Here is an 11,855-nt window from a genome sequence, read left to right on the forward strand (position 1 = left end):
GTGGTCTTGCCACAGCCGGAGGGGCCAACGAAGACGAGAAATTCCCCGTCTTCAAATCGGATCCCTGGGAGGGAGTATTCCCTCACCCCCGGCCCCTCTCCCTCAGGGAGAGGGGAGTTGAGGATGGACAAGCCGAAAAGCAAAAAAGGTAGGCTCGTGGCCTACCCTCTAGGATCTAGACTTGCTTAAGCCAAGAGTGACGCTTATCTCAGCCGATTAGGAGACAACGTTCACTTTGACCACGTGGGCTTTTTCAGAGTCCGCTTTGGGCAGCGTCAGGGTGAGGATGCCATCTTTGTATTCCGCTTTCACCTGATCGTGCTTGATCCGGTTGGGCAGCGGGATCACCCGTTGGAAGCGCCCGTAGCGGAACTCGGTGCGGGTTACGCCTTTGTCTTCGGAGCGTTTTTCAAAACGCCGCTCGCCGCTGATGGAGATCGATTCCGCCGTCGCTTGGATGTCCAGATCGTTGGGGTTTAAGCCGGGCAGCTCCAGCTTGAGGGTAATGGTTTCCGGATCGTCGTGCATTTCCACCGCCGGCACGAAGGCAAAGGTATCAGGCTCGGTAGGACGAGCCATCAGCCGGTCAAACATCCGGTTCATTTCCCGTTGAATTTCGTCAATTTCCCGAAAGGGATCCCAGCGAACCAGAGCCATATCTATCCACCTCCTATTTTGGTTAACTTTTGGTTAACTTCTCTTCAAGCTTTACTCACAAGGCTTTAGCCTAGCCCCTATACATTAGGGTAAGCTGTCTAGCTGCCTCCAGAGGTCGAGTTTTCTGGAAATCAGTTGGGGTATTTTCTCACCCAAGAATCAGGAGAAAGCTCTCAGGAATCGCTGCGCTTGGAGAGGGGATGGGATCTCGTTTGCAACCACAAACTCAGGCCGGTAGCCACCATCACCAACAGCCCCAAGCCGTTTAAGAAGGGGTAGATGGCCTGCAGATCCAGCGGCCCCCACTGCCCTTTGTGGATTTGGATTAGCCAGTAGTAGTCCAAGTTGCCGTTGAGGCGGGCAATTTGGTAAAGGGATCCCGTTACCACCGTCACTACCAGGGGCAGGGCCAGGAGGGGAGCCAGGGCGCGGTGGATCTGGCGGGCGAGTTTTCGGGGCAGGGCCATCAGGATTTCTCCAAGGCTAGCAAACCATGCTGCCATGCTATCAGAGTGGCCCCTTTAGGAACGGCTCCCGAGGACTTCCTCCAGCTTGGGCATTTGCTCGCGGGGGATGATCCGCCCTTCGTCCTCAAAGCCAGGGATCTCGTGGAAGTTGAGGTAGCGGTACAGCTCGCCGGCAAAGGGCTGGATCTTGGTGGCCACGATCTCCCGGTATTCCTCAGGGGTAGGGATCCGCCCCAGGAGGGCACAGACAGCCGCCAGCTCGGCGGATCCCAGGTAGACCCGTGCACCTTTGCCCATGCGGTTGTCAAAGTTACGGGTAGAGGTGGACATAACGGTGGCTCCATCTGCCACGCGGGCCTGGTTGCCCATGCACAGGCTGCAGCCGGGCATCTCCGTTCTTGCGCCAGCAGCGGCAAAGATGCTGTATACCCCTTCAGCCCGCAGTTGCGCCTCGTCCATGCGGGTGGGTGGGCAGATCCACAGTTGGCGCACCTTAACCCGCCCCTGCCCTTCCAAAATCTTGGCAGCCGCCCGGTAGTGGCCAATGTTGGTCATGCAGGAGCCAATAAACACCTCGTCAATTTGGATGGGTGTGTCGGGGTTGCCGGCGGCATACTGGGCGTGGACTTCGCTCAGGGTCATCACCTTGTCGGGATCGTTGGGGGCACAGACAATGGGCTCGGTGATGCTGCTGAGGTCAATCTCAATCACGGCAGCGTATTCGGCGTCGGGATCCGCCTCCAGCAAAGTGGGGTTGGCCAGCCAGGCCTCCATCTTGGCGATGCGCCGCAGCAGGGTTCTCGCATCCTGATAGCCGCGGGCAATCATGTTTTTCAACAGCACCACGTTGGAGCGCAGGTACTCGGCAACCGTCTCGACGCTGAGCTTAATGGTGCAGGCGGCGCAGTTGCGCTCTGCTGAGGCGTCGGTCAACTCAAAGGCTTGCTCCACCTTGAGATGGGGCAGGCCCTCGATCTCCATAATTCGCCCAGCAAAGACGTTTTTCTTGCCCTGCTTCTCGACGGTGAGCAGCCCCCGCTGGATGGCCACGTAGGGGATGGCGTGGACGATGTCCCGCAGGGTGATCCCGGGCTGCAATTCCCCCCGGAAGCGCACCAGTACCGACTCCGGCATATTCAGGGGCATCACCCCCATAGCAGCAGCAAAGGCCACCAACCCCGATCCCGCCGGGAAGGAGATGCCCAAAGGAAAGCGGGTGTGGGAGTCGCCCCCGGTGCCGACGGTATCCGGCAGTAGCATGCGGTTGAGCCAGGAGTGGATGATGCCGTCGCCCGGCCGCAGGACAACGCCCCCCCGCGAGGCAAAGAAGTCGGGCAGCTCTTTGTGGATCTGGATGTCCACCGGCTTGGGGTAGGCGGCGGTGTGGCAGAAGCTCTGCAGCACCAGGTCGGCACTAAACCCCAGGCAGGCCAGCTCCTTCAGCTCGTCGCGGGTCATGGGCCCGGTGGTGTCCTGGGATCCCACGGTGGTGATCAGGGGCTCACAACTGGTGCCCGGACGGATCCCCGGCAGCCCACAGGCTTTGCCGACAATTTTCTGGGCCAGGGTATAGCCTTTGCCGGTGTCGGCGGGCGGGGTGGGGCGGATAAATAGGGGAGAGGGATCCAGCCCCAGGGCCTGGCGGGTTTTGTCGGTGAGGGCCCGGCCAATCAAGAGGGGAATGCGGCCCCCCGCCCGCACCTCGTCCGGCAAGGTCACGGGTTGCAGGGAGAAGGTGGAGAGGACTTGGCCATCCTCAGAACGGATGACACCTTCGTAGGGGTGGATTGTCACCACCATGCCCGTCTCCAGCCGTGAGACATCGCACTGGATGGGCAGGGCGCCGGCATCTTCGGCGGTGTTGAAGAAAATGGGTGCAATCGTGCCCCCCAGAATCACCCCGCCGGCCCGCTTGTTGGGCACATAGGGAATGTCGTGGCCAATGTGCCAGAGGAGGGAGTTGAGGGCAGACTTGCGGGAGGATCCCGTGCCCACCACATCCCCCACAAAGGCCACGGGATAGCCGCGGCGCTTCAGCTCAGCAATGGTTGCTATCGCTCCCGGTGCGCGCGCCTCCAGCATGCTCTGGGCGTGCAGAGGGATGTCCGGGCGGGTGGTGGCGTGGGCCGCAGGGGAAAGGTCGTCAGTGTTGATCTCGCCAGCAATTTTGAACACCGTTACGGTGATGGCCTCGGCCAGGGGCGGCCTGGCAGTAAACCACTCCCCGGCGGCCCAGGACTCGATGACCTGCCGCGCATAGGCGTTGCCGGCTTGGCTGAGTTCCAGCACGTCGTGGAAGGCATCGAAAACCAGCAGCGTGTGGCTAAGGGCGCGGGCCGCTGCTGCCGCGATCTCCTGCCGCCTATCCTGCAGCAGCTCCAGCAACACCTGGACGTTGTAGCCCCCCAGCATCGTCCCCAAGAGCTCCACCGCCCGCCGGGGGGTAATGAGGGGCGAGTGCACTTCTTCCTTAGCCACAGCGGCCAAAAAGCCCGCCTTCACATAGGCCGCTTCGTCCACCCCCGGCGGCACCCGCTCTGTGAGCAAATGCAACAAAAAAGCTTCCTCGCCAGCAGGGGGATCCTTGAGCAGCTCGCACACCTGGCTGGTCTGGGCAGCGTTCAAGGGCAGCGGCGGGATCCCTTGCGCTGCGCGGGCAGCGGCATGTTGGCGGTACTCAGCCAGCATGGGGAGGATTCCTCGGGTTACTCGATATGGGTATTCATTCTACCGCCAGGTTGGCAGCAGGAAGGGATCCCCTCCCCGCCTACGAGAGCTCCGCCAGCAGCTCCTTTTGGTATAGGCCAATACAAGCCTGGAGGAGCTCGTCCAGCTCTCCATCCAAGATGGGCTGTAGGGGAAAATTCTGGTTAAGGCGGTGGTCAGTGACGCGGTTGTCCTTATAGTTGTAGGTGCGAATTTTTTCTGAACGGGCTCCTGTTCCTACCTGCATGCGGCGGGCAGAGCTAATGGAGGCCTGTTGCTCCCGCAGCTTCATCTCGTAAAGCTTAGCCCGCAAAATTTGCATTGCCCGCTGGCGGTTTTGGAGCTGGGAGCGCTCCTCAGTGCAGAAGACGCGGATCCCAGTGGGCTTGTGGAGGAGATCCACCGCCGTTTCCACTTTGTTGACGTTTTGGCCACCCGCCCCGCCGGAACGCGCCGTTCTAATCTCGATGTCTTTGGGATCAATCACCACCTCCACCTCGTCCACCTCCGGCATCACTGCCACCGTGGCGGTTGAAGTGTGGATGCGCCCCTGGGCTTCCGTGATGGGCACCCGCTGCACCCGGTGAACGCCGGCTTCAAACTTCAGCTTGCTGTAGACCTGATCGCCGCGGATTTCCAGGATGGCCTCTTTATAGCCGCCCATGTCACCCTCGGAAAGACTGACCAGGCGCACTGACCAGCCCATCTTCTCGGCGTAGCGGGTGTACATGCGGGCCAGATCGGCTGCCCAGAGGGCCGCTTCCTCCCCACCCGTGCCAGCGCGGATCTCCAACATGATGTTTTTTTCGTCGTTGGGATCCCGGGGCAGGAGCAGCAGGGTCAGCTTCTCCTCCAGTTGCTCTTGGCGGGCGCGCAGTTGCTCCAGCTCTGCCCTCACCATCGCCTCCAGCTCTGGGTCGGAGGCCGCCTCCCGCAAAAGCTCCTCTGTCTGCTGGAGGTCGCGAGTGAGCTTTTGCCAGTCGTGAAAAGCTTGCACTGTGGCTTCCAGGGAGGAGCGAGCCTTGGCAATCCGCTGCAGCTCCGCCGGATCGGTGGCCACATCGGGATCGGCCAAGCGCACCGTCAACTCCTGGAAGGTGGCTTCAACGTTTTTTAACTGCTCGATTAGCTGAGCAGAAGCCATAGATCCAACGCTAGCAAGGAATCCAGACCGTCCTGAGCAGGGCAAGGGAAAACTCTACTGGGCCTTCTTGCCACTGCTCATGCCGTACTTGCGCATGAACTTCTCCACTCGCCCTTCGGTGTCGATAATCTTTTGGGTGCCAGTGAAGAAGGGATGGTTGCCAGACCACACCTCAACCTTGAGCTCCGGCTTGGTGGATCCCACGGTCATGACCACCTCACCGTTGCAGATAACTTTAGCCTCTGGGTACCACTGCGGGTGGATTCCTTTTTTGGGCATAGCAATCTCCTCCGCTGGGCGTGTTTCTATACCCTTGTCTATCAAGATTGACCTTGAAAAAGCAATGGCAGGGATCCCTAGCGTTTCGAGTACTGAGGAGCTTTGCGGGCTTTGCGCAAGCCGTACTTCTTGCGCTCCACAGCGCGGGGATCGCGGGTTAGGTAGCCCTCTGCCTTGAGGGGGCCGCGGTTGGACGGATCCAGCTGGCAGAGGGCGCGGGCCACTCCTAACTTAATGGCATCGGCCTGGCCGTGGAGGCCGCCCCCATGGGCGCGCACCAAGATGTCATAGGAGTTCTCCAGGCCAAGGAGCTCCAGCGGCGCTTTCACACTGGCCAGGAATGCCTCCTGGTACTGCAAGTACTCCTCACCGGGCCGGTCGTTAATAATGATCTTGCCTGTGCCGGGCACCAGGCGCACGCGGGCGACGGCAGTTTTGCGGCGCCCAGTTCCCCAATAGACGGCTCGCTGATGGCTAGTTGTTGGGGTCATGCTTGGGCTCCTGGGATCGTGTGGATGGGATAGACCTGCGGTTGCTGGGCCTCGTGGGGGTGGTGGGGGCCGGCGTATACTTTCAGCTTGGTAAATTGCCGCCGGCCTAGGCGGGTGTGGGGCAACATCCCCTTGACCGCTTTCTCAATTACCCGCTCTGGCAGCCGCGCTTGCAGTTGGGCAAAAGTCTCCACCTTCATGCCGCCGGGACGCCCGGAGTGGCGGCGGTAGAGCTTTTGGGTGCGCTTTTTGCCAGTAACCACCACTTTCTCGGCGTTGATCACGATCACGTAGTCCCCCGTATCCAGGTGGGGGGTAAAGTTGGGCTTGTGCTTGCCCCGTAGGAGGTTGGCCACAACTACCGCTAGGCGGCCAAGGCGCTGGCCAGCCGCATCAATGACGTACCAGCGCGGGGCTAAAGTGGAGGGGGTAGGAAGGGGAGTCTTGTTCATGGCAGCTCAAAGGAATACTCAAACCAGAGAAAGAACACCCACGGGCGAGGAGAGGGGAGCAGTTGCAGGAGCTTCCCCAAAGGGAAAGGAGGGGGGAAAGCGTCGGCCAAAGGGATCCCTAGCATAGCCCACATCCAGTAGGCACAGGCCCTGCGGGGGAGCGCTGTAGCGGGTGCGCATCTGGCTCCAGTCGTTGTGTTGCCAGAGGTGGACAAATTGCTGCGGGCTAAGCTCGCCCCGGCCCACCACCTCCAGGGATCCCACCAGCAGCCGCATCATCCGGTAGAGGAAGCCGCTGGCCTGCACTTCGATGCTGATGAAGTCCCCTATCCGTTGACAGAGCACCTCCTCCACCCGCACCCACGAGTGGGGTCGATCGGATCCGCGGCAGCGGAAGGCTTCCAGGTTGTGCTCCCCCAAGAGGGAGCGGAGGGCCTCGGCCATTGGCTCCACCTGCAAGGGCCAGCGCACCTGCCAACTGAAGGGCCGCCAGAATACGTCCGGCAGCTCGCGATTGAGGATAAGGTAGCGGTAGCGGCGCCACCTAGCAGAAAAGCGGGCATGCCAATCTTCAGACACAGGGGCTGAAGCCAGCACGACCACATCTTCCGGTAGGCAGTCGTTGAGCACTCGCGCCCACTCCGTTGGCGGAATGCCGCAGGTGGTGTCGAAGTGGGCTACCTGGCCAGCCGCATGTACCCCGGTGTCGGTGCGACCTGCCCCGTACACGGTTACTGGATGGCCAGCCCGTGCGGTAATGGCCTCTTCCAACACCCCTTGCACCGTCCGCTGGCCAGCTTGCCGTTGCCAGCCGCGAAAGCCACTGCCAAGGTACTGAATCTTAAGGGCAATGCGACGGCTCTGCATGGGGCCTACACCAGCTCGATGACGGCCATTTCTGCCCCGTCGCCCCGTCGGCGCACAGTGCGCAGGATGCGGGTGTAGCCTCCCGCTCGATCCCGGTAGCGCTCGGGGGCTTGTTCAAACAGGGAGCGCACCAGCTCCTTGTCGTAGAGGTAGGCTAGGGCCTGCCGCCGCGCTGCCAGGGAGCCGTCCTTGGCTAGGGTAATCATCTTCTCGGTGGTGGCGCGCACAGCTTTGGCCCGAGCTTTGGTGGTAACAATTCGCCCGTAGCGCAGCAAAGCCGTGGTCAACGCCCGCAGCAGGGCCTTGCGTTGGTCAGGGGGCTTGTTGAGGTGAGGGGTACGACGGCGGTGACGCATGGTAACCTCTGCTCTTTGTCCTACGAGTTTTAGGCAGGTCCCCTGAGGAGGCTAGCTCTTGCTCCTTTCGCGGGGCAGCGTCAGGCCAAAGCGGTTTTTCAAAGCCTGCACCACCTCCTCGGCCGATTTCTGGCCGAAGTTTTTGATTTCGAGCAGATCTTCCTCGGTATGGAGCAATAGATCGGCCAGGGTGTGGATCTGGGCTCGCTTGAGGCAGTTGTAGGCCCGCACCGAGAGCTGCAGCTCCTCGATGGGGATTTGGTTTTTCTGGGTGTCCTCTGCTTGCTGAGGGGCTGAGGGGGTGTCAAAGCTAACCTCCTGCAGCGGCGAGAACAGACCTACCAAAATGCGAGCTGCTTGGCTGAGCGCCTCCTGGGGAGTCAGGCTGCCGTTGGTCCAGATCTCCAGGATGAGGCGATCTTTTTCCAGCGACTGCCCCACCCGAGCTGGCTCGACGGTGTAGTTGACCTTGCGCACTGGCATGAAGACGGAGTCAATTTGGAGAAAGTCAATAGACATTGATTTGCTATCGGCGTAATCAACGGCGCGATAGCCCCGTCCGCGGCCAATCATGAACTCCATCTCCAGGATGGCTCCCTCCGCCAGGGTGGCAATGTGGTGACGGGGGTTAATCACTTCCACGCCGCTGGGCAGCTGCAGCTTCTCAGCAGTCACTTCCCCCGGCCCCTGCGCCACTAAACGGCCTACCTGGGGCTCAGGAGAGCTGGAGCGCAGGACCAGCTCCTTCATGTTGAGTAGGATCTCCATCACGTCTTCCCGCACCCCGGGGACGGTGGAAAACTCGTGGGTTACCCCGGCAATGCGCACGGCCGTCACCGCCGTTCCTTCCAAGTTGGAGAGGAGTACCCGCCGCAAGGCATTGCCTACCGTGATTCCTTGACCGCGCTCCAGGGGCCCCAGAGCAAATTTGCCGTAGTAAACACCATTGGCTTCCTGATGGGATTCGATGCACTCAGTTTGATAGGGAGCAGCACTGGCAGCTGCTTTGCTGCTGGGATGGTGGAGGGTTCGGCTAGTTTGCATCATAATGAGTAGCCCCGTCCGTCTGGCTGGATATCCGTTGGAGAACTGAGAAAACTCGAGCTTGTCTCTCCTCTGGTGCTAGGGGGCAAGGGGGGTGGGGTCCTCAAACTAGAGGCCAGGATCCCCCTAGACGCGCCGCCGCTTGGGCGGCCGGCAGCCGTTGTGAGGAATGGGAGTGATGTCGCGAATGAGGGTAATCTCTAGACCTGCGGCCTGGAGAGCCCGAATGGCCGTCTCTCGACCGGCGCCAGGCCCGCTGACCATTACCTCAATCTGCCGCATGCCGTTCTCCATGGCCTGCCGCGCTGCGCTCTCTGCTGCCATCTGGGCAGCAAAGGGGGTACCCTTCTTGGCGCCCTTGAATCCGGTGGAGCCTGCCGAAGCCCAACACACCACGTTGCCGTTGGGATCCGTGATGGTAACGATGGTGTTGTTAAAGGTGGACTGAATGTAGGCCACCCCGTTGGGGATATTTTTCTTGACCTTGCGTCCGCGCCGTTGCTGCTGAGCCATGACCTGTGCGTCCTTGGAACCACTTAGAGTTGCAGGAGGTGGGGGAAAGATTTACTTCTTGGCGGGAGGTTTCTTCTTGCCAGCTACGGTTTTCCTGACTCCTTTGCGCGTGCGGGCGTTGGTGCGGGTGCGCTGGCCACGCACGGGCAGATTTAGGCGGTGGCGCCGACCTCGGTAGGTGCCAATATCTATGAGGCGCTTGATGTTCATGGCCTCCTGCCGGCGCAGATCCCCCTCCACCTGGTACTCGTTTTCCACCACCGCCCGCAGGGCAGCCACCTCCGCGTCGGTAAGGTCGCGGGTGCGGGTGTCAGGGTTGATACCCGTCTTGGCCAAAATTTGGCGGGAGCGGGTGAGTCCAATGCCGTAGATGTAGGTGAGGGCAATCTCAATTCGCTTGTCTCGGGGGAGGTCAACGCCCGCAATCCGTGCCATGGTTAGGGGTACCTTGCCAACAAACTTGCTCGCTGGGTTAGGTTGCTGCTGTTGAGAAGCTTTGCCTAGGAGGGCTCTTGGCGCCGTCAGGGGATCGGTTTTCCTCCGCCGCCTTTAGCCTTGCCGCTGCTTGTGCTTCGGGTTGGAAGGACAAATGACCATCACCCGGCCACGGCGGCGAATAACTCGGCACTTTTCGCAAATTCGACGGACGGAGGGCCGCACCTTCATGGTTGATCCTGTCAAAACCAGCGAATATCCATTCTAAGGTCGCTGCGGCAAGCTGTCAAAAATTGTTCGGGCTTGCTGCCAGGGATCTGGGGAGAGGTTGGCTATGCTGATTGGGCGAAGCAGCAGAGCAGACTTGGTGGGGGAGCGAAAAAGGCCATGCGCTGGCAGTGGCTGGTTGGGGTGAGTGGCCTGCTGGGTCTAGGGGTTGCAGGGTGGGCCCTGCCGGCGGCCTCTGAGGAGGCTGCCAGGCCCGTGACGGTGGGGGAGATACTGCCGCTGCCCAGCTCGGCGGACCGCATTGATGGGGTGTCGGAGCGGGGCTGGCTGGCGGTGGGACTGCTGGAAGCCCAGGCGGTCCTGCTGCTGGATGGAGCAAGCGGCGATCCCCTGTGGCAGGTGGCGGTGGGCTTTGCCCCCAGCGTGGTGCGGGTGGATGCGGCGCATCAGGTGGTCTATGCCTCTGGCCCTACTGCTCCCGGCGTGGTGGCCCTCGATCTACTAACCGGGGAGCTGCTCTGGTCGTACCGGCTGCCGGCGGGGGCCTTGGATCTGGCAGTGGATCCCGCCAGGGGACGGGTTTTCGCCTCCCTGCCTGCCGCCCAGAGCTTGGCGGTAATCCCCGCCCCACCGCGCCCAGGGGAGGAGGCGAAGGAGCTGCAGGCCCGCAGTTTGCCCCTACCGGGTCCCCCCTTGGCTTTGGCCTACGACGCCCAGCGAGGGGTGCTGTTTGTGGGCCTAGCTGGGGAGGATCCCCTCAGTGTGCTGGTGGTCAACCCGGACAATGGCGAGCTGCTGGCCCGCTGGCGCGGCGGCAATACCCCAGAAGCGATGGCTCTGGATGCCCAACGGCAACGCCTAGTAGTGCTCAACTCTGGCAGCCAAGATCTGACGGTGCTGGATCTGGGCCGCAGCGGCGAGGCCCTGCAGCGGGTGGGCCTGGACTGGCGACCGACGCGGCTGGCCCTTTCCCCCGATGGCCGCTGGGCTTACGTAACCTCCCGCAACAGCAACCGTCTGCAAATCGTGGATCTGGAGGCAGGACGATTGGCCACCTCGCTGCGGCTGGAGGGGCAGCCAACGGGCTTGGCGATGCTGGGGGAGCGGGATCTGTGGGTGGTGGCGGCAGGGATCCCGGCTCTGCACCGTCTGGTGGATCGGGATCTTCAAGCTCAAGTTGGCGAGGGGGGGGCGGAGGAAGCTGCCTCCGCAGGCAACCGCGGCGTGGTGACGGGGCGGGTGCTGGACATTGCCGGCCAGCCCGTCCAGACCGGAGTTGTGCGCCTAGCTGCCACCGCCACCCAACCCCAGCAGACGGTTCCCATTGCTGCCGACGGCACCTATGTCCTGCCGCCGCTGCCAGCGGGGCTGTACTGGGTGGATGTGGAGGTACCGGGGTTCCCCCCCACCAGCACCCAGGTGGAGGTGCGGGCCGGTTTTGTATCCACCCAAGATATTCACCTGCCGCCGGGGGAGCCGACCCACAAGCCGGAGGGGATTGGCCTTTTGCCGGATGAGCCGGTTTACTCGGATGAGCTGGCCCGCCACCTCAGCCTGGCCCTGAAGGAGTTGCAGCCGCAGCGACCGGTACTGCTCTTGAAGGGGCCTTTGGGGCCGGATCCCCGCTTTGAGCCGCTTCTGCCTCTTCTCCAGGGACTAACCTTGCTGGATGCGGATGAGCGCTACACCGCTGATTTGGCCAAGCTGAAGGTTATCGGGGATGCCCTTGGCTTGCGCTACATCCTCTTGACCCACCTGCAGATCTCTCGCGATTACAACCGCCAGGGCAGCCCGCTGCTGAATACGGCCTTGCGCTTCCTAGCGCCGGCAATCCCTGTGGAGATCCCCAATTTCACCCCCAACCAGTTGCGCAGCCGCGGGGTAGTGGTGGTAGTGGACTTGCAGCGGGATCGGCCGGGGGATCGGGCTCGCTACTACGAGGCCTATGGGCGGGACGATGTGGGGGGGGAGCCCCTGTTTGAGGATGCGGCGGCGGGCCTGTTTCGGCTGCAGGTGCGCAACATGGTGCCTGTTTTTATCCAACAGTGGCAGACCAACAACCCCTTTGCAGGGTGAGGATCCCTGCCGCAGGATTTTGTCTCTCCAGAAGATGTTGCCATGCCTCTCCTCTTCCTCACTGCGCTGCGGCGCAAAGTTAGCTTAGGCACTTGGGTTCTCTGCAGCTGGCTGGCCCTGGCGGTAGGCGCGTTGGCTCA

14 protein-coding genes are annotated in these 11,855 nt (G+C 61.7%); 1 reads left to right on the forward strand and 13 read right to left on the reverse strand.

Going from position 1 to position 11,855, the window contains the following annotated elements:
- Positions 1 to 216: 216 nt before the first annotated feature.
- The 13 genes from NW827_RS11285 to rpmJ all read right to left on the reverse strand — a co-directional run bounded on the left by NW827_RS11285 (position 217) and on the right by rpmJ (position 9,642).
- Complete coding sequence (locus NW827_RS11285) at positions 217 to 657, reverse strand: Hsp20/alpha crystallin family protein (protein WP_414404249.1); 441 nt, start codon at positions 655 to 657, stop codon at positions 217 to 219.
- Positions 658 to 830: 173 nt separating this feature from the next.
- The gene (locus NW827_RS11290; protein WP_414360713.1) at positions 831 to 1,124 is read right to left on the reverse strand and encodes a PepSY domain-containing protein; all 294 of its coding nucleotides are present in this window, start codon (positions 1,122 to 1,124) and stop codon (positions 831 to 833) included.
- A gap of 54 nt (positions 1,125 to 1,178) precedes the next feature.
- Entirely contained in the window at positions 1,179 to 3,812 is a 2,634-nt protein-coding gene (gene acnB / locus NW827_RS11295) for a bifunctional aconitate hydratase 2/2-methylisocitrate dehydratase (RefSeq protein ID WP_414404248.1), read from the reverse strand.
- Between the two features lie 79 nt (positions 3,813 to 3,891).
- Positions 3,892 to 4,974, reverse strand: coding sequence for a peptide chain release factor 1 (gene prfA, locus NW827_RS11300; protein ID WP_414360719.1), 1,083 nt, complete (start codon positions 4,972 to 4,974; stop codon positions 3,892 to 3,894).
- A 54-nt stretch (positions 4,975 to 5,028) separates the two neighbouring features.
- Positions 5,029 to 5,253 (reverse strand): 50S ribosomal protein L31, encoded by a 225-nt coding sequence (gene rpmE / locus NW827_RS11305; protein ID WP_414360721.1) that lies wholly within the window; start codon positions 5,251 to 5,253, stop codon positions 5,029 to 5,031.
- 77 nt (positions 5,254 to 5,330) lie between these two features.
- The gene (gene rpsI / locus NW827_RS11310) at positions 5,331 to 5,744 is read right to left on the reverse strand and encodes a 30S ribosomal protein S9 (RefSeq protein WP_414360724.1); all 414 of its coding nucleotides are present in this window, start codon (positions 5,742 to 5,744) and stop codon (positions 5,331 to 5,333) included.
- Positions 5,741 to 6,196, reverse strand: a complete 456-nt coding sequence (rplM, locus tag NW827_RS11315; RefSeq protein WP_414360726.1) for a 50S ribosomal protein L13 — start codon at positions 6,194 to 6,196, stop codon at positions 5,741 to 5,743. The genes rpsI and rplM overlap by 4 nt, the downstream gene beginning before the upstream one ends.
- Positions 6,197 to 6,214: 18 nt before the next feature.
- Positions 6,215 to 7,063 (reverse strand): tRNA pseudouridine(38-40) synthase TruA, encoded by an 849-nt coding sequence (truA, locus tag NW827_RS11320; protein ID WP_414404247.1) that lies wholly within the window; start codon positions 7,061 to 7,063, stop codon positions 6,215 to 6,217.
- Between the two features lie 5 nt (positions 7,064 to 7,068).
- Entirely contained in the window at positions 7,069 to 7,419 is a 351-nt protein-coding gene (gene rplQ, locus NW827_RS11325) for a 50S ribosomal protein L17 (protein WP_414404246.1), read from the reverse strand.
- A gap of 51 nt (positions 7,420 to 7,470) precedes the next feature.
- Entirely contained in the window at positions 7,471 to 8,466 is a 996-nt protein-coding gene (locus NW827_RS11330; protein ID WP_414360733.1) for a DNA-directed RNA polymerase subunit alpha, read from the reverse strand.
- Between the two features lie 123 nt (positions 8,467 to 8,589).
- The gene (gene rpsK, locus NW827_RS11335) at positions 8,590 to 8,976 is read right to left on the reverse strand and encodes a 30S ribosomal protein S11 (protein WP_414360735.1); all 387 of its coding nucleotides are present in this window, start codon (positions 8,974 to 8,976) and stop codon (positions 8,590 to 8,592) included.
- Positions 8,977 to 9,027: 51 nt separating this feature from the next.
- The gene (rpsM, locus tag NW827_RS11340) at positions 9,028 to 9,411 is read right to left on the reverse strand and encodes a 30S ribosomal protein S13 (RefSeq protein WP_414360738.1); all 384 of its coding nucleotides are present in this window, start codon (positions 9,409 to 9,411) and stop codon (positions 9,028 to 9,030) included.
- Positions 9,412 to 9,525: 114 nt separating this feature from the next.
- Positions 9,526 to 9,642, reverse strand: coding sequence for a 50S ribosomal protein L36 (gene rpmJ, locus NW827_RS11345; RefSeq protein ID WP_414360740.1), 117 nt, complete (start codon positions 9,640 to 9,642; stop codon positions 9,526 to 9,528).
- Between the two features lie 156 nt (positions 9,643 to 9,798).
- Here rpmJ and NW827_RS11350 point away from each other — a divergent pair, with 156 nt between their 5' ends.
- The gene (locus tag NW827_RS11350) at positions 9,799 to 11,715 is read left to right on the forward strand and encodes a carboxypeptidase regulatory-like domain-containing protein (protein ID WP_414404245.1); all 1,917 of its coding nucleotides are present in this window, start codon (positions 9,799 to 9,801) and stop codon (positions 11,713 to 11,715) included.
- The last annotated feature ends 140 nt before the right edge of the window (positions 11,716 to 11,855 follow it).

It is taken from the genome of Synechococcus sp. H70.1 (genome assembly GCF_047502705.1).
Taxonomy (GTDB): Bacteria; Cyanobacteriota; Cyanobacteriia; order Thermostichales; family Thermostichaceae; genus Thermostichus.